A 21,186-nucleotide genomic window follows, 5' to 3' on the forward strand; every position below is an offset into this window, starting at 1 on the left:
AAATTTTTAATCTTCTTTTCCAACCTCACTGCCTCACTTCTGGAGTCGCATCCAATAGAGTAAATTAGCTGCCAAGGAGCACCTGTTCTCGTGAACCGTTCTCTACCTGCATTATGCCGATTGAGCCTTTTTATTAAATCCGAGGTTTGACCCACATAGTATTTTCCTAGACTATTCGAGTACAATATGTAAACGCAGTATTCCATGGAGATTCAAAAAAAAACAGTTCCGAAGAACTGCTCTTGAAATTGTCGGGGTGGCGGGATTTGAACCCACGACCCTCCTGACCTCAGTCAGGATACGCTAACCTCCAAGATCCTGGATAGCCAAATATCGTTTTGCCCCCAAATTTTTAATCTTCTTCTCCAACCTCACTGCCTCACTTCTGGAGTCGCATCCAATAGAGTAAATCAGCTCCCAAGGAGTACCCATTCTCGTGAACCGTTCTCTACCTGCATTATGCCGATTGAGCCTTTTTGTTAAATCCGAGGTTTGACCCACGTAGTATTTTCCTAGACTATTCGAGTACAATATGTAAACGCAGTATTCCATACCTATTCAAAAAAAAACAGTTCCGAAGAACTGCTCTGTAAAATGTCGGGGTGGCGGGATTTGAACCCACGACCCCACGCCCCCCAGACGTGTACGCTAACCGGACTGCGCCACACCCCGAAACTGAAGCGAAATTAATATAATGAATGAGTATATCCAGTACCAAAAAGAAATTAAAACAATTCAAATTCAATTTTTTTTGAAAAACACTGCTTGGTAAGAAGAAATGCAGCATTTTTCACAAGTACTTGCTTTTGGATTTAAATCTAACGCTTTTCTCATGGCCTCTTTTCCATTGTTAAAAGGGCCTAAATATTCTCGATCTAGAATATCAGGTATTAAATCGCATTCTCTTTCATGGATTTCATAATTTCCTTCACTGGTTGGATTTGATGATAAATAAAAGAATTTCATACTAAAATCATTTGTGCCAAAAGTACAATTTCACAGAGGCTCAAAAAATACCCTATATTGGGTATTTTCAAGCATTAAAAAGGTGTTTTTGGATTCAAAAGCCTTTCATTTTACAAAAATCCTAAAAATGCTTACTAGTTCCTTTTAAGTTAAAACTAAAAATCAACCCAATATCTTTCTAGTAACAATACCCATTCCTCGTCCAGTGAAATATTAGGCCGGTCCTCTCCTGCCCTCCTATACCAGTAATCTGCATTCCATAGATCTCCTTCTTTTCTATGTAAATAAGCATGAACACGAGCTGCACTTTTTCCGGCTAATTGATCGACTAAATCATGAGAGGTTTTCCAATCTCCTTTTCCATCATAATAAAGGGATTTAAGCTCCGGGCCAAATGAATCTAAAGGTTTAGTAAGGTTTAAAAAACGGTCGATTTTTGACTTTTCCATGCTATTACAATACTAGTTTCTACACCAAAACAAAGTCATTTTAGCGACAAAAGGTTTATTCTTCTGTGATTTTTTCGTGATATCCTCGGTCCAAATTTGTGCTAAACAAAACCAATAAAATCATGAAAAAAGTAATTGTTCTTTTCTATTTCGCCTTTTTAGGACTGGTGGCATGCTCTGATGATAAAGACAAAGACCCTGTCATCCAGGATCCTACTAAACCCACTGGAGCTTTTAATGTACAGAGAATGGGAAACTTTATTGATCAAAACGGGGCTGGTTCTTCGGGTACAGCATCCTTAGGAATTGACTCACAAAATCAGGAATTCCTTGAATTCGGGTCTGGATTCAATACCGCTTTGGCAACCGGAACCGTAACTGTATTCCTTTCTACCTCAGACGCTTTTATGGCAGACCCAGGAAATGGAAATCCAGATCTATTAGCATTAGGGGTGGTTAGATCTGCAGGAATAAATTACTTTCCTATTCCTCAAGGCACCTCCACTGAGAAGTATTCTCATGTTATACTTTGGTGTGGTTCAGTAGGCATTCCATTCGGAAATGCTCCTCTTAATTAATCCACATGTTTCTTAAATCAAAGAATTGGTTTGGTAAGTCATTTCAACTCGGGGTGTTTCTCCTCGGGCTGATTTACTTATTGAACTACCAAGAAGGTCTATCTCAAAGTGGTTGGACAAAAGGAAAAAAAGAAGGCTTTTATCAGCTTAGCTATCAAAGCATGCTTTCCAGTGATTACTTTACTTTAGAGGGAGAAAAATTAGAAACCAATCAATTTTCTCAGCAATCCTTAGTTTTTTATGGTGAATATGGTGTGACAGATCAATTCACCATAATTGCCAATCTTCCGCTACAGACATGGAATGGATTTGAAAATACTCAAAAAGTAAGTGGATTAGGTGATCTGAGACTGGAGTTTAAACATGCAATTTTAAAAAAGTACCTCCCGCTCTCAATTTCAATTGCCCCAGAATTACCTATTGGAAAAGCTAACAATTTTGCGAAAAGCACCATTAATGACTTTGAGCAAATTAATCTCCCTTCTGGTGATGGGGAGTTCAACGTATGGTCTACTCTTGCTAGTTCTTTTGCTTTGCCCAACACTCCTCTTTACGGAAGCATATTTGGAGCTTATAACATCCGTACTGAATACGAGGGGATCCAGTTCAGCGATCAATTTGCTATTGGAGCAGAGGTCGGCTACCAAATAGCCCAAAAAGTCTGGGTAAATGCTCGATTAAATGCGCTTGCTACTGTTGGAGATGTACTTGTGGCGACAGACTTTGTAAGAGGAGATGGGACTGAATATACCAGTTTCAGTTTTGGAGCAAGTGTACCGGTATACAAGAAATTTCATCTCAACCTAAACTATAGAAATTTTAATGATCTGATTTTTGACCGAAAAAACCTGTATTCCTCAGGCGTGGTCAGTATCGGACTGTACTACGAACGTAAATAAACGATGCAGACTATTATATCAAATTGGGAATCGAATCAAATCACATTTCCAAAATTCAAAAGTTATTCCAAGCGTGAAATCATCTACCGTCAAGGTGAGCCTTCTTTGGGATTTTATTTAGTGAAGCATGGAAGTGTAAAACTCCAAAAAACATTGCCAAATGGTACTCAGTCAATATTGAAAATAATTACCTCTGGTGAAATTTTTGGGGATGGCACCTCGATAGATTCTTTAAATATTAGAAACAACAGCTTAGCCATAGCTTTAGAGGAAGGGACATTAATTCAAACGATCTCTTCGAAAAACTTTCAGGATCCTACCATCGGTCTTCAATTGTTAGATAAACTTCAATCATATAATCTTGAAATGACACAACGGGTAGAACGTTTGAATTGGATGGATTCAGAAAGTCGAATCAAGCATTTATTGCATCACCTTGCCCAAAAATTAGGTAGGCGATTTGGTGATGAAACTCTTTTAAAATTGAATTTAACGCACGAGGAAATTGCTATGCTTACAGATTCCAGCCGTCAGACCGTCACCAAGACTCTTTCTAACTTAAAAAAAGACGGGGTAATCACTTACTCCAGAAATCGAATACTCTTTAGAAATCTTTCAACATTCAACTCTAATTCCTAATGAAAAACCATATTAAAATATTCTTATCACTAGTCGTTATAGCTCTTTTTTCTAGTTGTGACAGTGGCTCCATGAGAGACTCAGACCCAATGATGCCTGTGGATGAAGTAGAAGTAATAGGTCCTGTATCTGTTATAAAAACCGGATCTCTAACTCCTCAAAGTAGTACAAATACGAAAGGAATGATCCAAGTAGTCAGTAATGAAGAAGGAAAATTCTTTATTAGACTGACAGATGATTTCACTACTAAATTCAGTACCGGGACAGTCACTGTTTATCTTTCCACCTCAGAAAATTTACGACTTTCAAACTCTGGATCTTTCCAATTAATATCAATTGTAGGAAAACCAGGTGAACACTTTTTCCCTCTAGGCGCAGCTCCTGATGCCAAATTCACTCACGGAATTATTTGGTGTGGTGCAGCGGCAATTCCTTTTGGCTTTGCTCCATTGAATTAAATTTCAAACAAACTCTTGCCCCTTAATAATAAAGACCTATTCTTAACAAATAGGTCTTTATGGCAACACTCCCATGGATTCAACTTCAAGTCAATAGAAGGTTTTGATTATATTAAATCGATCGAAAAACTTACGGAGTTAATTCAAACTCAAACTCTGTAAAACTCTTAGAATCCGAATGAATTTTGATCTTACTTCCATGGATCTCCAAAATATGCTTTACAATTGCTAAGCCGAGCCCAGAACCTTGTACACCTTGTTGATCTTTATCAATCATATAATACCTGTCAAAAAGTGATTTAAGCTCAGATTCAGGAATCCCTTTTCCAGAATTACGAATTTTTATACAAACGCCTCCATGCTCCACTTCGCAGGCATCGATCAAAATATTCCCTTCATTTGGGGTGTATTTTACAGCATTATCCAATAAATTTTGAATTACACGATCGATCAGTGATAGGTCTGCTTTGACGACAGGTAAATTCTGGCAAATCTGAGAATTAATTTTTATCCCCTTCGTTTCTGCAAGTAATTCATATTTTAAAGCTGAGTCAAAGAGCAGCTCCTGAACTTTCAATCGCTCTAATTTCACCTGCATTTGACCCGATTCAAGTTTAGAAAGATCAAATAAATCTGAAACAAGTTTGGTCAACTTATCTGTAGAGCTAGAAATAATTCTTAGGTACTTCTCTTGATCCTCTTTGCTTATTTTATCTCCTTTGATCTGCAGGGTTTCTATGTAACCGTTGATAATCGCTAACGGATTTCGTAAATCATGAGAAACATTTGCGATTAATTCCCTTCGCAAAGAGTCTACTTTTTTTAGTTCATCGATATTGGCTAGAATCGTATCAGCCATATGATTAAAGGTATTCCCCAGTGCCGCTAACTCTGAATCGGAATTAGATTGAGGAACCCTTGCATTAAGGTCCCCATCTCTGAATTGTTCTACTGCTTTTATGATCTTACGAAGATGTCGGGTCAACCATTCTATCAACACTAAGCCAATCAATAAAGCGACAACCAGAGTGATTAAAATTGAATTAAATGTCAATTTCATCCAAAAACTCCCCAAAAGACTTTTGGAAATGGTCTCATATTTTTCACTCGCTAAAGTGATGTATACATATCCGAGAAGCTGGGAATCTTCATATACCGAAGTAGCGGAAAAGACGGATTTATCCCCAGGATTTCTAGGGTCATCCCCCAAAATGAAATTCGCCCCTTGATCAGCAATAAACTTCTTCACAGGTTCAATTTCTACACTCTTTAATTTCACTTTTTGATCCAGGACCACATAGGATAAAATATTTCCATTTGGATCCAGCAAATACACTTCAATCCCTGGGTTGACAGCCATCATTGAATGCATAATCACCCCTAATGCCTCTTCATTTACTTCTCCATCTTTAAAAGGATTGACTTCTTTGATTAGGTATTCAGCTACCTCAGCATTGAGCCGCTGCGTGGTTTCCTGAAAATATCGCTGAGAGGTAGTAGCCGTGATGTAAACATAAGAGAACCCAACGATCAACAAAATCAAAATAAAACTAAGAGATATTCTCCAATATAGACTTTTCATAAAATGATTTTAAAGTTCATCGTTAAACCGATATCCTACTCCCCAAGTGGTCAGGATAAAAGATGGATTATTTGGGTCTTGTTCTACTTTTGCCCGGAGCCGATTGATATGAGCATTAACTGTATGTTCGTAGCCACTAAAATCATATCCCCAAATAAGCTCCAATAATTCTCCTCTTGAATAACTTCGGCCAGGGTTTCTCGCCATGAGTAATAATAAATCAAATTCTTTCGGGGTCAATTCTAGCCGTTTTTGATCTAAAAGTACTTTTCGCTTTTTCTCATCAATTTCTAAAGAATTGAATCGCATCTGCTTTACGTCTTTTTCTGCCAAAAGAGCAAATTGATCTTGTCTTCTCATTATAGCCTTAACCCTTGCAATAAATTCCCGGATTTTAAAAGGCTTGGTGATATAATCATCTGCTCCGGATTCCAACCCAATCACTTTATCAATCTCTTCTGATTTTGCAGTAATCATAAGGATAGGGGTAAAATTATCCAATGCCCTCAGGCGCTGACAAATAGCGATCCCATCCATTTCGGGAAGCATAATATCTAAGATTATTAAATCGAATTTATTTGAATTGGCCTCCTCAAAACCCAGCCTTCCATTATTTCGAACTTGAGTTTGGTAATTTAGATCATTCAGGTGAATTTGAATCAAATCGCTGATGTTAGGATCGTCTTCTACAATAAGTACTTTTTTCATTTTCAGGAATTTGAATTGAAAATTAATTTTTAAACATCACGAAACTATCACAATGCCAAAAAAACGAGGGTTGCCAAGTAATCTGAATAATAAGATCATTAAATTATCTTCATAATTAAATCTTAAAATGAGGCTTCATATCCTATGAAATCAACATTTATCTTTTTCAATTGTGTTGCATTTTTACTAAAAAATTCTAACAATACCACTTCGCTTTGGAATCAGAATTTGGCTAGCAAACAGTGGATGAATATAATTCCAGATATGAAGTATTATTTTTCTATGCTCCCGATAAAGATTATTTCTGACATATCGGTTAAAAAAATACCGAAGATGAGTGTTAGTATCCCTGAACTAATATCTGGGTATTGATGAAAAAAATCTAAAGTATTCTATAAAATTACTGAAACCTGAATCATTCCTACAATCCAGATCTTGAAATAGGAAAATACTTCAATTCTAAACCGATGAGTTAGTTAAGAAGCTTAAATAATTGTTGAGTTAATATGATTCGGTAACTACGACTATTTCTATCTTTTTACCTTTTCCTCCAGCAGCATCAATTCGGCTTCCCGTATTTTTTCTTCCAGAAGAGCCATATTTTTTTCTTTGCCAGGTTTAAAAAATCTCAAACCATATTTAGAATGATAGTGATGGGATTTTAAAAATTCTCTGGTTCCTTTAAGCCAATCTAAAAGTGGGATTTCTTTTCCAATAGAACTTTCTTTTTCTTTTTTCAAAAGTAAGGTATGGTGATAAAATAAATCAGAACCCAGTTGACTCAAATCCGAATCACAAATTATTTCCTCAAAAAGATTTTTAGGTTGCTGAGGAACTTTAGTTGCCAAAATTGCGGATTGTATCCGTTGAATTCTCTCTTCTGGAAGTCCCAATTCCATTAAACAAGTTTGTGCTAGGTTTGCTCCTTGTTGCTCATGCCCTTCGGCGACTCCATCCCAATAACCAACATCATGAAGCCATCCCGCATAAAACAGGTCTTCCAAATCCTGTTCTGGCAACCCAAAGTACTTTCCCAAAACATTTACCGTATCAACAATAAGTAATGTATGATCCAAGTTATGATAACAGACATCAGGCATTTGCATATTTGCAAACATCTCCATCATCCAGGATTCAAACTTTACTAATAATTGATTATTCAAAGCCAATATTCTATTTTATAACTCCTAATATAAAAAAATATTAGTTTTCAAAGAACGATGAACCAAATTTCTATACTATCCTTTTTTTCACTTTTTCTTTTAAGCCAATGTTATCCTCAATCAGATGGTTCTTTAATATATACTTTTCCAAGTAGATATTCTTTGGAAAAAATGACAACAGTGTACCTCTCAAATGAGCTAGAAGAAATTTCAGGTCTGGAATGGGTAAGTGAGGATGAACTTTGGGCCATTGAAGACGAATCATCAGTTATTTATGTTCTTAATCCTATAACTGGAGAAATAACGTTCAGCCAAAAATTTGCAAAAAATGCAGACATAGAGGACATCTTGACATATAGTGGTGTTGCTTATGCTTTACAAAGCAACGGGGATATTTATCAGATCAACAACCCTTTAAAGGAAACCAGTGAATCAACTACTTTTAAATTTCCTTTAAAAGGGAAAAACGACTTTGAGGCAATAATTAAATCAAATCAGGAGTCTGCTTTATGGATATTTTGTAAGGATTGCCAATCAGATAAAAGCGATAAAATCTCTTCCGTTTATTCTTTCGACCTGGAAAAGAGGAATTTTGAGCCTTATGCAAAAAAAATCTTAAAAACCTCTGATTTAAAGCAAATCCTAAATGAGAAGGAATTAAAAAATTTAAGGATGCAGCCTTCAGGTATTGCCTATCATCCAATAGAGCATAATTATTATCTATTATCTTCCAGCGATCAATGGTTAATGATTTTGGATCAGCAACTTGTTCCTAAAGAGTTTTACAAACTTGATCCAGCTATTTTCAAGCAACCTGAAGGAATCACTTTCAGTCCAAATGGTGATTTATTTATTTCCAATGAAGCTAGAGGAAGTAAGCCAAATTTGCTACGTTTTCCTTATAAACCATCGTAATTGATTCCAAACCCATTCATTTCCCAAATGAATTTTTTGATTGATTGGATTTAGGTATTTAATAGAAATATGATCCATTTGCCTCTTCAAACCCAGTCTTTAAAGAGTCTTATTGCTAAATCATTAATAAAATAGCCATTTTAAAAAAACATAGTCATTTGTTTGGGGTTGGAGGCTTCGGGAGAAAGTCTATATTTGCCGAGTTGATTATAAAAAACCCTATTAAGTATTTAGAATCTATATGGAAAACGCGCTTATTTATTTGGTCCCGGCACTTGGGATTTTAGGCCTGATAGCGATGGCAATAAAATCTGCATGGGTAACGAAACAAGAAACAGGAGATAAAAATATGATGGAACTGGCCGGCTATATTGCCGACGGTGCCATGGCTTTCTTAAGAGCTGAATGGAAAGTACTTGGATACTTTGCTGTAATTGCTGTTATACTCCTTGGTTGGTCAGGAACGATGGTAGAAACTTCCAGTCCAGTCATTGCTATTTCATTTTTAATCGGAGCTTTTTTCTCTGCATTTGCTGGATATATTGGAATGCGTATTGCAACCAAAGCGAATGTAAGAACCACTCAAGCTGCAAGAACTAGTTTGAAACAAGCGCTTAAAGTTTCTTTCACGGGAGGTTCAGTGATGGGACTTGGTGTCGCTGGTCTTGCTGTACTTGGACTAGGTTCATTATTTATTTTCTTTTATCATTTTTATGTTCAAAGCATTGGCGCTGGAGTGAATGGCGTTGAAATGGAAAAAGCACTTGAAGTTCTGGCGGGCTTCTCTTTAGGAGCTGAATCCATTGCTTTATTTGCAAGAGTTGGCGGAGGTATTTATACAAAAGCTGCAGATGTAGGAGCTGATTTGGTAGGAAAGGTAGAAGCGGGAATACCTGAAGATGATGTAAGAAACCCAGCAACTATCGCTGATAACGTGGGTGATAACGTGGGTGATGTTGCCGGTATGGGTGCTGATCTTTTTGGTTCTTATGTAGCGACGATATTAGCCACCATGGTATTAGGGAGAGAAATTGTTTCTGAAGATGCATTTGGTGGAATAGCCCCGATTTTATTACCGATGATACTTGCCGGTTTAGGCATTATTTTCTCCATTATGGGGATGGCTTTTGTAACCATTAAAGATGAAAAAGGAGACGTTCAGAAAGCTCTTAATATGGGTAATTATTCTTCTATCATTTTTACGGGAATTGCTTCCTTCTTTGTTGTTCAATACATGTTACCGGAAACTCTTTCCATTAGAGGATTTGAGTTTACCAGTATGCAAGTCTGGTATGCTATCATTCTTGGCCTTGTAGTAGGTACATTGATGAGTATAATCACCGAGTATTACACTGCTATGGGTAAAAGACCAGTAATGTCTATTATCAAACAATCTGCGACTGGACATGCAACAAATATCATTGGAGGTTTATCTGTGGGAATGGAATCCACAGTTCTTCCAATTCTAGTTTTAGCAGGTGGTATCTATGGAGCTTACGAATTGGCAGGATTGTATGGTGTTGCCATTGCTGCAGCAGGCATGATGGCTACGACGGCGATGCAATTAGCGATAGACGCTTTTGGACCAATTGCTGATAATGCTGGCGGTATTGCTGAAATGAGCCAGCTTCCAGAAGAAGTAAGAGGAAGAACAGATATTTTGGATGCAGTTGGAAATACCACTGCAGCGACAGGAAAAGGATTTGCAATTGCTTCTGCAGCTTTGACTTCTTTGGCCCTATTTGCAGCATTTGTCGGAATCGCAGGAATTGATTCTATAGATATTTTTAAAGCCAATGTTTTAGCGGGGCTATTTGTAGGTGGGATGATTCCATTTATTTTCTCATCCTTGGCAATTGCAGCAGTAGGTAGAGCCGCCATGGACATGGTAAATGAAGTGAGACGTCAGTTTAGAGAAATTCCCGGGATAATGGAATATAAGGCTAAACCTGAGTACGATAAGTGTGTGGAAATTTCTACTAAAGCTTCTATCAGGGAAATGATTGCTCCAGGAGCAATCGCATTGATCACACCAATTATCGTTGGATTTATCTTCGGTCCTGAAGTGCTAGGCGGTCTTTTGGCTGGTGTTACTGTTTCAGGTGTATTGATGGGTATGTTTCAATCCAATGCCGGTGGTGCTTGGGATAATGCTAAAAAATCCTTTGAAAAGGGTGTTGAAATAGACGGAGAAATGTATTACAAAAAATCTGAGCCACATAAAGCATCAGTAACTGGTGATACTGTAGGAGATCCTTTTAAAGATACTTCAGGTCCTTCAATGAATATTCTAATTAAACTTATGTCAATCGTAGCTTTGGTTATTGCCCCTCATATTAGTGAAGGCAACCATGGTTCGGATATGGCTGAGAAAATTGAGATCAAAAAAGAAATCAAATACGAAGACGGAAAAAAAGTAGTTACTGAAATCAAAAAAGTAACACGTTAAAATCCCTCGGTTTAAAAATTTAAAGCCACTTCCTTTGAAGTGGCTTTTTTATTGCCGTAATCCAAATATTATTACTGCAAAAACAAGCAATAGCAAATAATATTCGATTATCCTTTAATCGTTAATTTTTTCATAAAAAAGACATCATTATTTTTGATTAATGATAATAATTATCCTTATTTTAAAGCATTATCTCTTTAATAATAGGAAAAAAATGTACGGTTTTATTACAAAAATCGATTTTGATCAATTTTGATAAAAACCTCAATAACTTAATAAACGTATTGAATATCAAGGTATTAAATAAATTTGAAAATATTAATACTTGATTTTGCTACTAATTATTCTTTTATAAGCTGTAAAAAACAGCAAAACTTTTGATAATAAGTACATGATTACAATTCAATTCCATAATTCTAAACCAATAAACTAATGAAGAAAAGCTACTCATTAACATTGCTTTTCCTCTTTGGCTTTTTATTGAGCATACCAACCTATGCGCAGCAAACGGTCAGAGGTAAAGTTACCGCCCAAGAAGATGGGCAGCCATTGCCTGGTGTAAGTATTTTAATCCAAGGCACAACCACAGGAACCGTCACGGATATTGACGGTAATTATTCCATCAGTGTACCTAGCAGCGAATCTGTTTTGGTGTTTTCATTTATAGGATTCGATTCCCAAAGCTTAAGCGTAGGAAGTAATTCTGTATTGGATGTCAGCTTAGCAGTATCCACCTCCGAACTTGATGAATTTATTGTAACAGCATTTGGTATTTCCCAAGAAAAGAAATCCCTAGGATATGCTGCTCAAAGTATCGATTCTGAAGCGATCACTACTTCCAGGCAACCGAATGTGGTCAATGCTCTCCAAGGACAAGTGGCAGGGGTGCAGGTAACCAATTCGGGTGGTGCTCCGGGACAATCTGCCAGAATCATCATCAGAGGCATCAACTCGCTTGACCCAAGTGCAGATAACCAACCACTTTTCGTGGTGGATGGTGTTCCGGTAGATAACTCAACTGTAGAATCCACTGGTACGCCAAGAGGTATGACCAATAGAATTGCAGATATCAATCCGAATGACATTGAAACGATGTCAGTTTTGAAAGGTGCTGCTGCAACTGCTCTTTATGGTGTCCGTGCAGCTAATGGTGCAGTGATCATTACCACTAAAAAGGGTAAAGCCGGTCAGATTCAAGTAAATGTTTCCAGTTCATTTGGCATGGATGAGTTAGTTAAAAAACCATCACTTCAAAACGAATATGGTCAAGGATTTAGTGGAGAAAGAGATGACTCGAGTTTTTGGCCTTCCTGGGGAGCTAACATCTCTGAAGAAAATGATCCTAATTATGTTTATCAGGACAATTGGACAAATGCATTCAACACCGGAAAAACCATCGATAACAGTGTAAGCATCGCTGGAGGTAATGAAAAAGCAACTTTCTATGGTTCATTCGGAAGATTGGATCAGGAAGGTATTATTCCATTCTCTACTTGGGCTAGAACTACCGCAAAACTTTCGGGAACCGTTAAAGCTAGTGAGAAATTTAATTTTTCAGGATCTATCAACTATTCAAATTCAGGAGGTAATAGAGTTCCACATGATAGATTCCTAGAAAGAATGATGTATTGGTCGGAAACTACTGATGTTACCGATTATATCAATGAGGATGGCACCATGAAAACTTATGGTAACACCAACCCTATTTATGATGCACGTTTTGCAACTTATGAAGATGATGTAAATAGATTGATAGGAAATATCAATCTGAATTATAGCCCAACAGATTGGCTTATGTTCTCCTATAGACTTGGAACAGATTTCTACAGTGATAGTAGAACAGAGATTACTCCTGGCCCAATGGGGATCGACGGTGAGCAAGCCCTTAGCTCTACTGGGTTTATGGAAGAAACTAGAATTAATAGCAAGGATTTAAATTCTAACTTCTACATCACTCTAAAAAAGCAATGGAATGAAGACTGGAATACTCAGTTGAGATTGGGTAATGATGTTTTCGAAAGAAGATATGATAGAGTTTCAGCTTCCGGTTCAAACTTCGTAATCCCTGGATTCTATAACCTTAGTAACACTACCCAAATATTTGCAAGTCAAGGAAAAAGTGTAAGAAGGCTGGTAGGTTTTTACGGAGATTTGATGGTTGATTATAAGAACTTCTTATTCTTGAATATCACTGGTAGAAATGACATCTCTTCTACCCTACCAAAAGACAACAATTCTTTCTTCTATCCATCTGTAAATCTAGGATATGTATTTAGCGAGAATTTTGACCTGCCTTCTTGGGTTACTTTCGGTAAACTGAGAGGTTCATGGGCTCAAGTAGGTAAGGATACCAATCCTCATATCTTGGGAGCCACCTTTGTTTCTCCTTCTGTATTCCCTCTAAATGGTCAAGTTGGTTTCTCCAAGAATTCTGTATTTGGAGATCCTAATCTGAAACCTGAGCAGACTACCTCTATCGAATTTGGAACTCAGCTTGCTTTCTTCAATAACAGATTAAACTTAGATGTGACTTATTATAAGTCCAACGCAGCAGATCAGATTATCCCAGTACCTATTTCAGATGCAACAGGATTTTCGTCTTACATCACCAATGCCGGAGAAATAGAAAATAGAGGGTTTGAAATCGTAGTTGGTGGTACGCCTATCGAAAGAGGTGATTTCCGCTGGGATGTTACAGCAAACCTTACAACCAACAAAAATGAGGTTAAAGCTATCAGAGAAGGGATCGATCAAATCGTTGTCGGTTCTCAATTCGGATATGCTGGTGCTACTGTGACCATGATCCTAAGAGAAGGTGAAGCATATGGCAATATTTCAGGTAGTCATTATGTGAGACCTGACCTACCTGAAGGGGCAACTGAACTTGACAGAGGATTAACTCAACTTATCGGTTCTAATGGATTTCCAGTAAGAACTGGAAACCAAATCATTCTTGGTAATGCAGTCCCAAAATTCTTTGGAGGCCTAAGAAATCAATTCACTTATAAAGGACTGGAACTTTCTTTCTTAATTGATTTCAGAACTGGTCTAGAACAATATGATCAATTTGGTAATTTCTTATCTGCCTTCGGTAAGCAGGAAGATTCCAACAGAAGAAACGACACAGTCGTGTTCCCAGGAGTTTTAGCTGATGGTTCCCAAAACTCAAAAGAAGTTTGGCTTGGACAAGGCGTTGGACCTGATGGCGTGAATTATGGTGCTGGTTACTGGAGAAACTATTATAGAGGTGCTTCTGAGAACTTCGTGAACGACGCAAGCTTTATTAAGCTAAGAAACATCACTTTGGCGTATAGTCTTCAACCTCAGGTTTTGGAAAAAACACCATTCAGATCCGCTAGACTTTCTCTGGCTGCCAATAATATCATCCTATCCACACCGTGGGATGGTTTTGATCCAGAGTCCTTCTCTTCAGGTGCAGGAGGAAATGCAATTGGGTTCACTGGGCTAGGTTTCCCAGGTGTTCAGAGCTATTACTTCACTTTGAATTTAGGTCTCTAACCACTAAACCAACAGAAAGATGAAATTTAAAAATAAATTAAAAGCAGTTTTGGGAGCATCACTGATTCTTACAGCATCAGCCTGTGAATCTTATTTGGATGTCAATGAAAACCCAAACAACCCACAAGACGCTCCTATCTCAGGTCTAATGACTAATATCACTTATGAGACAAGCTTGAACGTCTATAGAGAAGGAAGTGCAGTGAGCAATTACGTGCAATATTTGGCTTCCCCGAACCCAAGCAGCGGATCAGATACTATGGAGCCTCTTAATTTTAGCAGTATGTGGTTTAGTCTTTACAATGTAATGACTGACCTCTACACTATGAATGAAAAAGCTGAAGCTGAGGGTGCACTTCAATATTTAGGTGCCGGTCAGGTTTTAATGGCGTTAAATTTAGGTATGACCGTGGACCTTTTTGGAGATGTGCCCTTTTCGGAAAGCTTTAACTTCTCCACTGTAACACCTGCCTATGATGATGATCAGGCTCTTTATGGGAATGTAATCAGTCTTTTAGATCAAGGGATCGCAAACCTACAGCAAGAATCATCCATATCCATCGGAAACGATGATTTCATATATGGAGGAGATCTTGATTTATGGTTGAAATTCGCGTATACTTTAAAAGCCCGTTATATGATTCATATGAAAGGAGCTTCCGGGTATAGCGCAGCTGAAGTTTTGAATGCAGCATCCCAAGGATTCACATCAAATGATGATAATGCATCTGTAACTTACTTTGAGCAAAGGTTCAATCCTTGGGCACAAGATGCTATCAATAATGCCAATTTGCTTTTGACAGGATGGATTTCTGAGCAATTTATAGAGGCTTTGGATGGCACTTCTTATCCAACCGTCGATCCTAGATTGAAACTAATGGTCGGAACTACCGATGATGGAGAATTTATCGGAACCGTAAATGGTGCTGGTCGAGGAGATGCTCCTGAACAAGGTGCTCGTTCTACGTTGGTAGAAGGACAGTACTACACTTCAAGACAAGCTCCTCTTTTAATTGCAACTTATGCAGAATTGAAATTTATTGAAGCAGAAGCTGCATTTGATACAGACAAGGCTGCTGCTTACGAAGCATACCTAGAAGGAATCAATGCTCATATGGACATGCTAAGTGTTCCTGAGGAAGAAAAGGCTGCTTACCTTGCTGATGCTAGTGTTAGTATGGGTGCCGATGCTTTAACTTTGGCTGATATTTTCAAAGAAAAATATGTTGCATTATTTCTTCATCCAGAAACCTGGAATGATGCGAGAAGATTTGATTATGCCTATAAGGATATGACTTTACCTGAAAACTTAAACCCTGATTTGGGAGGCGATTATATCCGTAGATTAGCTTACCCAGATAGTGAAGTGAGTAGAAACGGTAACAACGTTCCTTCTGTAACACTTCTAGATAGAATCTGGTGGAACCAGTAATCACTTGAATCTTTCCTTAAGTCTCCTATCGATTCGATGGGAGACTTTTTTTATTTATCTTTTGATAGAAATCTCCAAGCTATGAAAAACTTTCTTTTAGGATTGCTGATACTTTTCAGTTCTTGTACTATCCAAAAAATCAATAAATCCTTAAAAAACTCCGAACCTTTACAGAAAGGACACATGGGTTTCATGTTATTGGACCCTGAGCAAAATAAAGTTTTGGTTGATATCAACTCCGATAAATATTTTATCCCGGCGTCAAATACCAAGCTATTCACTTTTTATACCTCCTATTCAGTGCTAGGTGATGAGTTGGTTTATGGACTTAATTACTTGGAGCGGGGAGATTCACTAATTTTCTGGGGAACAGGAGATCCCGGATTTTTACATCCAGATTTGGACAATCAAGTCGCGCTCAATTTTTTAAAGCAATCAAATAAAGAATTATATCTACTCGATAATTTTGAACAAGTGGATGCTTTTGGATCTGGATGGTCATGGGATTGGTATAATTACTATTATGCTACCGAGCGTTCCGCTATGCCTATCTATGGAAATGTCGTAAGGTTTAAACTTGATGAGGGACAAAATAGGTTTTCGATTATCCCGAAGAGATTCACTCCTTTTATAGAGGCTAAAAAAACAGAAAATTGGAATGGCTATAGATTCAGAAGAGAGCGTTTTCAAAACTTATTTAGCTACCAGCTCGATGAGGAAACGCACTCTGATCCATTTGAGACGGACATTCCTTTTGTCACATCTGCAGAATTCACTGCGCAGCTTCTAAATGAAGAACTAGGAAAAAAAATCACTGTCATCAAGAATGCTAATTATATCAAGGAAGATCCAAAAAAGCTTTTGACTACTCCAGCAGACAGCATTTATGCTCAAATGATGAAAATTTCTGACAACTTTTTAGCTGAACAATTAATGCTTCTTGTCTCAGATCAATTAAATAACAAGTTGAGCACATCGGATGCCATTGAATATTCAAAAGAAAATCTATTGGCAGATCTTCCTGACGAGCCTTTGTGGGTAGATGGATCTGGACTTTCTGCGAAAAACATGTTTACTCCGAGATCCATTATTGCCTTGTTAGGAAAAATCAGAGCGGAAGTGCCTTTAGAAAAAATCAAAGCTTATTTCCCCGCTGGAGGGGAGTCAGGAACTATACGAAATTGGTATAAAGCGGATGAAGGTCAGTCTGCTTATATCTATGCAAAAACCGGCACGCTCAGCATGAGTAATGCATTGAGTGGTTTCCTGATCACTAAAAGCGGCAAGATTTTACATTTTTCATGTATCCTGAATAATTATGCTCTACCCTCCTCTGAATTAAAGAGAGAGCTCGAAAAAACACTTTATCTGATTCATGATAAGTATTAATTAATTCCACCATTGACCATTTTCGCTATGAAACATACGATCATATTCACTTTGCTTTTCAGCCTTATTTCAACACTGTCATTTGGTCAATCCTTTACCATGGAACAAGTGGGTAAATTCTCTTTTCCATCTGAGTTGACGAGTTCTGAAACAGGTCAAAAAATAGCTTGGGCTATGAATGAGCAGGGAAAACGGAATGTCTATTTTGCTGAAAGTCCAGATTTCAACCCAAGAAAACTAACTTCTTTTAATGAAGACGATGGTCAGGAAATCTCTAGTTTGCAATTTTCAAAAGATGGGAATTGGTTGGTTTTCGTCCGAGGAGGAGATCATGGAGGAGGCAATGCTACTTCAACAGTAAATGCACAAAATCTTCCAACTTTACCAAAAGTGGAAATCTGGAAAATAAATCTAACTAGTGGAAAAGTAGAAACAATAATTGAATCAGATAATCCTTATTTAGGTAAAGATCATCAACTCTTGTTTCTCAAAGGTGGACAAGTCTGGGGAGTGGATTTAGAGAGTTCCGAGAAGCCAAAACAGCTCTTTGAAATCAAGGGAAATGTTAATGAAGTACAATATTCACCAGATGGAAATCAGCTGGCATTTGTGGTTAATCGAGGAACTCATTCCATGATTGGGATATTTGAAAATCCCAATTCTTCAATTCAATGGATTGCTCCTTCTTTTCATAGAGACTCCAATATCGCTTGGTCTCCTGATGGTTCGAAAATTGGCTTTGTCAGAAGACCTGGAGGAAGTGGAGCTGCCTTTCCTGTTCTTGAACCAAGACATAGCCCTTGGGAAATCCACTTAGCAAATATTAAGTCCGAGACTAGTCAAAAGCTTTGGGAAGCTCCTAAAACGCTGGCTGGTTCCTACACCTATCCATTCTTTGCTTTTTCAGGGAATGACCATATCGCCTACTTATCCTATGAAGATGGATGGCAACATCTTTATTCATTAGACATTAATTCAAAAACCACTAATCTTTTGACTCCGGGTAACTATATGGTGGAACAGATCAAGCAAAGTCCAGATGGGAAAAAACTAACCTTTTCAGCAAACACAGGACCTGATCAGGAGGATTTAGATCGTAGGCATATCGGGTCTGTTGATATTACAAGTGGAGAACTTACTTGGGAAACAACAGGAAGTGGAATTGAAGCTTACCCTGTTTGGATTGGAAATGAAAGTTTAGCTTTCTTCAGCGCAACAGCCCAGCGATCTCATTTGGTGGCAGTAAAAAGAGGAGATAATACTCAACTTTTGGGAGAGAATTTAATTCCTTCTGATTTTCCTCAAAGTCAGTTGGTCACACCGAAACAAATATCTTTCAAGGCACCAGATGGCACGACAGTGTATGGACAACTTTTTGAAAAAGAAGGTGGCTCCTCCAATAAACCTGCAGTAGTTTTTGTACATGGAGGTCCACAGCGTCAGATGCTTTTAGGATGGAGTTACATGGATTATTATTCCAATACCTATTCCATCAATCAGTATTTGGCAAATCTCGGATTTGTGGTTCTCTCGGTCAATTACCGCCTAGGTATTGGATACGGATATGATTTTCACAGACCCTCAGGAGCTTATTACCAAGGAGCCGTGGAGTACCAAGATGTGAAAGCTGCCGGTCAATACCTGGCAAATTTATCCCAAGTCAATGCGGAAAAAATTGGGATTTATGGAGGTTCTTACGGCGGTTATTTAACAGCTTTGGCCTTAGCAAGAGATTCTGATCTATTCAAAGTTGGAGTTGATATTCATGGGGTACATGATCTGGACGGTAGATATGACCTATCCCCCAATTATGAACAAGCACCTGATTTGGATTTAGCAAGAGAAACAGCATGGAAATCCTCCCCTATTTCGGATTTAGAAACCTGGAATTCTCCGGTCCTTTTTATTCATGCAGATGACGATCGAAATGTTCCAGTGAAACAAACGGTAGACCTGATTAGAAGATTTGAAGAATTAGGAAAACCCTATGAGTCAATTATTATACCTGGAGACACTCATCACTGGATGAAATGGTCCAACATGATTAAAGTGGATCAAGCTACAGCTGATTTCCTGCAAAAACATTTGATGAAGAATTAAGGTGAAACTTTCAAGCGTACATCACATTGCTCTCATTTGTTCTGATTACAAAAGATCCAAAAAGTTCTATGTGGAAATACTTGGACTGCAAATAATCCAAGAGATTTATAGAAAAGAAAGAGAATCCTTCAAACTCGATTTAGCCTTAGATGGGAAATACATCATTGAGCTATTTTCTTTTCCAAATCCACCAAAAAGGTCATCCCGACCGGAGGCTTGTGGATTGAGGCATTTAGCGTTTTCAGTATCCGATTTAGATGAATGCATATCTTATTTAAAAAGTCATCAAATAGAAGCTGAACCTATTCGCGTTGATGAACACACAGGTAAGCGTTTTACGTTTATAGCTGACCCGGATGATTTGCCTATTGAGTTTTATGAAGCATAAAAAAACCCGAGGAAATTCCTCGGGTTTTCATTTTTATAGGAAATCCTTAAGAAGGATTTTGTTCCATTAGTTCGTTGGCGTTCAACTCATCTCTTGGAATTCTAAACTGCCAATTGTTAGTTCCAGCAGGTTCAGTGAATTTAGAGTTAATAACAGATTCAACGTGGTTTGCACCTGTTCTATCCAAAGGTAGGTTAAGACGCTTCAAATCATACCATCTGAAACCTTCGCCCCATAATTCAATTCTTCTTTGGATCATGATCTCGTCGATCAAGGCGGTGCCAGTATTGGAAGAAAGTGAATAAGCTGAATCTCTTGTCGAAACTAATTCAAAAAGAACTTGTGCAGCTTGTCCATCATTTCCACCTCTTGCTAAAGCTTCAGCTTCAAGCAAATACATTTCTGCAGCTCTCATGTAAGGAACATCACCTACAGATGAAGCATTGCCCTGAGCAATAAACTTACGATTCATGTAGTCGATTTTAGCAAAACTACCCAATGTAAGTTCATCAATAAATGGATCTCTTAATTCCGGATCAGAAGCATTAGGATCCCAAAGACCTTTTCTTGCGTCTGTCTCAGGAATCATATCATAAAGCATGCTATTGATTGCCTTAGGATTGTTTCTGATGTTTGTTGAACTGAAGTTCAAAGACATATATGCAAAGAAAGATGCGAAGAAAGTCTGCTGATCATCAACCTGACGGCTACCCCAAATCCACTCTGGGTTATCAACATTATTGAAACCTTCATACAGTTGGTCTGTGTTCATCAAAGAGAATCCTTCTCTTGCTTCTCTAGCCATTTGCGCTGCAACGCTGTAGTTTTCCTGAACCAATGCAATTCTTGCTTTGATACCCTTTGCTACATTGATGTTCAAGTGCGATTTCGCATTTCTGCTAGTTGTTAACAAAGCAATAGCTGCATCAATATCTGTGTTAACTTGTGCATAAACCTCAGCGATAGAATTTCTTGCTCCGCCTTCAGTGATGGGTTCAGTTACAATTGGAACACCCATTCCTGAGTTATCGCCACCTGCATCGTAACGCTTTGCAAAAAGCTGAACTAAGTTGAAATGTGCCCAAGCTCTATAAGCTAAAGCTTGACCTTTGATCTCATCTTTTTCAGCTTGAGGGCCATCCGCATTGTCAATATTGGCAATAATCATATTTGCGTTTCCTATCACTTTGTAATAGAATCTCCAAACAAATCGTACATCACCGCTAGATTCGTTGATGTGGTTCAACCATCTTGTGATAGACACAAACCAACCGTTACCAGTTGTAGTCATTACCACATCTTCCGCCATTACTTCACGCATAATCATTACGGAACCTTCAGCGGGCTGACCTTGGCTATCAAAACGAATAAACATCATTCTATGAATACCATTCAAGGCAGTCATTGCATTTTGAGTGGTTGTAAAAACCGACTCCTCAGATACCGCATCCGTTGGAACTGTATCTAAATAATCATCAGCACAACTAGTAGTTATGAATAGTGCGCCTGCGATAAATAGTTTACTTAATATATTTTTCATCGTCATTTTCAA

General features: G+C 37.9%; 19 protein-coding genes and 1 tRNA gene. 11 read left to right on the forward strand and 9 right to left on the reverse strand.

Features of this window, described 5'->3' with window-relative positions:
• The 5 genes from Q0L68_RS02335 to Q0L68_RS02355 form a co-directional block, all read right to left on the reverse strand.
• Nucleotides 1-206: GIY-YIG nuclease family protein (locus tag Q0L68_RS02335; protein WP_296698840.1), on the reverse strand; the 206-nt coding region annotated here is incomplete at its 3' end.
• Nucleotides 207-303: 97 nt separating this feature from the next.
• Nucleotides 304-552, reverse strand: a complete 249-nt coding sequence (locus tag Q0L68_RS02340) for a GIY-YIG nuclease family protein (protein ID WP_296698843.1) — start codon at nt 550-552, stop codon at nt 304-306.
• A gap of 45 nt (nt 553-597) precedes the next feature.
• A tRNA-Pro gene (locus tag Q0L68_RS02345) sits at nt 598-672 on the reverse strand.
• Nucleotides 673-741: 69 nt separating this feature from the next.
• Complete coding sequence (locus tag Q0L68_RS02350) at nt 742-966, reverse strand: hypothetical protein (RefSeq protein WP_296698845.1); 225 nt, start codon at nt 964-966, stop codon at nt 742-744.
• 155 nt (nt 967-1,121) lie between these two features.
• Nucleotides 1,122-1,415, reverse strand: coding sequence for a hypothetical protein (locus tag Q0L68_RS02355; RefSeq protein WP_296698848.1), 294 nt, complete (start codon nt 1,413-1,415; stop codon nt 1,122-1,124).
• A 122-nt stretch (nt 1,416-1,537) separates the two neighbouring features.
• On the opposite strand from Q0L68_RS02355, the gene Q0L68_RS02360 reads away from it, so the two are divergent.
• The 4 genes from Q0L68_RS02360 to Q0L68_RS02375 are packed head-to-tail and all read left to right on the forward strand — an operon-like array spanning nt 1,538 to nt 3,989.
• Nucleotides 1,538-1,993: a DM13 domain-containing protein gene (locus Q0L68_RS02360; RefSeq protein ID WP_296698851.1), complete on the forward strand. Its 456-nt coding sequence runs from the start codon at nt 1,538-1,540 to the stop codon at nt 1,991-1,993.
• Between the two features lie 5 nt (nt 1,994-1,998).
• Entirely contained in the window at nt 1,999-2,892 is an 894-nt protein-coding gene (locus tag Q0L68_RS02365) for a hypothetical protein (protein ID WP_296698853.1), read from the forward strand.
• Between the two features lie 3 nt (nt 2,893-2,895).
• Nucleotides 2,896-3,531 carry a Crp/Fnr family transcriptional regulator gene (locus Q0L68_RS02370; RefSeq protein WP_296698856.1) on the forward strand — a complete coding sequence of 212 codons (636 nt, stop codon included), beginning with the start codon at nt 2,896-2,898 and terminating at the stop codon, nt 3,529-3,531.
• Nucleotides 3,531-3,989, forward strand: coding sequence for a hypothetical protein (locus Q0L68_RS02375; protein ID WP_296698858.1), 459 nt, complete (start codon nt 3,531-3,533; stop codon nt 3,987-3,989). Before Q0L68_RS02370 ends, Q0L68_RS02375 begins: the two co-directional genes overlap by 1 nt.
• A 130-nt stretch (nt 3,990-4,119) precedes the next feature.
• Here the strand turns inward: Q0L68_RS02375 and Q0L68_RS02380 are convergent, their stop codons facing one another.
• From Q0L68_RS02380 to Q0L68_RS02390, 3 genes are all read right to left on the reverse strand, one after another.
• Nucleotides 4,120-5,571, reverse strand: coding sequence for a HAMP domain-containing sensor histidine kinase (locus Q0L68_RS02380; RefSeq protein WP_296698861.1), 1,452 nt, complete (start codon nt 5,569-5,571; stop codon nt 4,120-4,122).
• A 9-nt stretch (nt 5,572-5,580) separates the two neighbouring features.
• Nucleotides 5,581-6,279, reverse strand: a complete 699-nt coding sequence (locus Q0L68_RS02385) for a response regulator transcription factor (RefSeq protein WP_296698862.1) — start codon at nt 6,277-6,279, stop codon at nt 5,581-5,583.
• A 530-nt stretch (nt 6,280-6,809) separates the two neighbouring features.
• The gene (locus Q0L68_RS02390) at nt 6,810-7,442 is read right to left on the reverse strand and encodes a hypothetical protein (protein WP_296698865.1); all 633 of its coding nucleotides are present in this window, start codon (nt 7,440-7,442) and stop codon (nt 6,810-6,812) included.
• Between the two features lie 171 nt (nt 7,443-7,613).
• Here Q0L68_RS02390 and Q0L68_RS02395 point away from each other — a divergent pair, with 171 nt between their 5' ends.
• The 7 genes from Q0L68_RS02395 to Q0L68_RS02425 all read left to right on the forward strand — a co-directional run bounded on the left by Q0L68_RS02395 (nt 7,614) and on the right by Q0L68_RS02425 (nt 19,634).
• Complete coding sequence (locus tag Q0L68_RS02395) at nt 7,614-8,357, forward strand: SdiA-regulated domain-containing protein (protein WP_296698867.1); 744 nt, start codon at nt 7,614-7,616, stop codon at nt 8,355-8,357.
• Between the two features lie 241 nt (nt 8,358-8,598).
• Complete coding sequence (locus Q0L68_RS02400; protein ID WP_296698871.1) at nt 8,599-10,806, forward strand: sodium-translocating pyrophosphatase; 2,208 nt, start codon at nt 8,599-8,601, stop codon at nt 10,804-10,806.
• Between the two features lie 432 nt (nt 10,807-11,238).
• Complete coding sequence (locus Q0L68_RS02405) at nt 11,239-14,325, forward strand: SusC/RagA family TonB-linked outer membrane protein (RefSeq protein ID WP_296698874.1); 3,087 nt, start codon at nt 11,239-11,241, stop codon at nt 14,323-14,325.
• Between the two features lie 19 nt (nt 14,326-14,344).
• On the forward strand, nt 14,345-15,757 hold the full coding sequence (locus Q0L68_RS02410) for a SusD/RagB family nutrient-binding outer membrane lipoprotein (RefSeq protein ID WP_296698875.1): 1,413 nt from the start codon (nt 14,345-14,347) through the stop codon (nt 15,755-15,757).
• 81 nt (nt 15,758-15,838) lie between these two features.
• Entirely contained in the window at nt 15,839-17,146 is a 1,308-nt protein-coding gene (locus tag Q0L68_RS02415; RefSeq protein ID WP_296698877.1) for a D-alanyl-D-alanine carboxypeptidase, read from the forward strand.
• Nucleotides 17,147-17,173: 27 nt separating this feature from the next.
• Nucleotides 17,174-19,246: a prolyl oligopeptidase family serine peptidase gene (locus tag Q0L68_RS02420; RefSeq protein WP_296698878.1), complete on the forward strand. Its 2,073-nt coding sequence runs from the start codon at nt 17,174-17,176 to the stop codon at nt 19,244-19,246.
• 1 nt (nt 19,247) lies between these two features.
• A complete protein-coding gene (locus Q0L68_RS02425) occupies nt 19,248-19,634 on the forward strand; it encodes a VOC family protein (protein WP_296698881.1) in 387 nt (128 codons plus the stop codon).
• 46 nt (nt 19,635-19,680) lie between these two features.
• Here the strand turns inward: Q0L68_RS02425 and Q0L68_RS02430 are convergent, their stop codons facing one another.
• Nucleotides 19,681-21,174 carry a RagB/SusD family nutrient uptake outer membrane protein gene (locus tag Q0L68_RS02430; RefSeq protein ID WP_296698883.1) on the reverse strand — a complete coding sequence of 498 codons (1,494 nt, stop codon included), beginning with the start codon at nt 21,172-21,174 and terminating at the stop codon, nt 19,681-19,683.
• Between the last annotated feature and the right edge of the window lie 12 nt (nt 21,175-21,186).

It is taken from the genome of Algoriphagus sp., assembly GCF_024642405.1.
In the GTDB taxonomy this organism is placed as follows: Bacteria; Bacteroidota; Bacteroidia; order Cytophagales; family Cyclobacteriaceae; genus Algoriphagus.

Excerpts from the sequence above, each read along its gene's own strand:
- Q0L68_RS02370 (WP_296698856.1), top strand. The coding sequence starts at position 2,896 with ATGCAGACTATTATATCAAATTGGGAATCGAATCAAATCACATTTCCA.
- Q0L68_RS02395 (WP_296698867.1), top strand. The coding sequence starts at position 7,614 with ATGACAACAGTGTACCTCTCAAATGAGCTAGAAGAAATTTCAGGTCTG.
- Q0L68_RS02415 (WP_296698877.1), top strand. The coding sequence starts at position 15,839 with ATGAAAAACTTTCTTTTAGGATTGCTGATACTTTTCAGTTCTTGTACT.
- Q0L68_RS02355 (WP_296698848.1), bottom strand. The coding sequence starts at position 1,415 with ATGGAAAAGTCAAAAATCGACCGTTTTTTAAACCTTACTAAACCTTTA.
- Q0L68_RS02380 (WP_296698861.1), bottom strand. The coding sequence starts at position 5,571 with ATGAAAAGTCTATATTGGAGAATATCTCTTAGTTTTATTTTGATTTTG.
- Q0L68_RS02410 (WP_296698875.1), top strand. The coding sequence starts at position 14,345 with ATGAAATTTAAAAATAAATTAAAAGCAGTTTTGGGAGCATCACTGATT.
- Q0L68_RS02420 (WP_296698878.1), top strand. The coding sequence starts at position 17,174 with ATGAAACATACGATCATATTCACTTTGCTTTTCAGCCTTATTTCAACA.
- Q0L68_RS02405 (WP_296698874.1), top strand. The coding sequence starts at position 11,239 with ATGAAGAAAAGCTACTCATTAACATTGCTTTTCCTCTTTGGCTTTTTA.
- Q0L68_RS02365 (WP_296698853.1), top strand. The coding sequence starts at position 1,999 with ATGTTTCTTAAATCAAAGAATTGGTTTGGTAAGTCATTTCAACTCGGG.
- Q0L68_RS02350 (WP_296698845.1), bottom strand. The coding sequence starts at position 966 with ATGAAATTCTTTTATTTATCATCAAATCCAACCAGTGAAGGAAATTAT.
- Q0L68_RS02375 (WP_296698858.1), top strand. The coding sequence starts at position 3,531 with ATGAAAAACCATATTAAAATATTCTTATCACTAGTCGTTATAGCTCTT.
- Q0L68_RS02430 (WP_296698883.1), bottom strand. The coding sequence starts at position 21,174 with ATGAAAAATATATTAAGTAAACTATTTATCGCAGGCGCACTATTCATA.
- Q0L68_RS02385 (WP_296698862.1), bottom strand. The coding sequence starts at position 6,279 with ATGAAAAAAGTACTTATTGTAGAAGACGATCCTAACATCAGCGATTTG.
- Q0L68_RS02360 (WP_296698851.1), top strand. The coding sequence starts at position 1,538 with ATGAAAAAAGTAATTGTTCTTTTCTATTTCGCCTTTTTAGGACTGGTG.
- Q0L68_RS02340 (WP_296698843.1), bottom strand. The coding sequence starts at position 552 with ATGGAATACTGCGTTTACATATTGTACTCGAATAGTCTAGGAAAATAC.
- Q0L68_RS02400 (WP_296698871.1), top strand. The coding sequence starts at position 8,599 with ATGGAAAACGCGCTTATTTATTTGGTCCCGGCACTTGGGATTTTAGGC.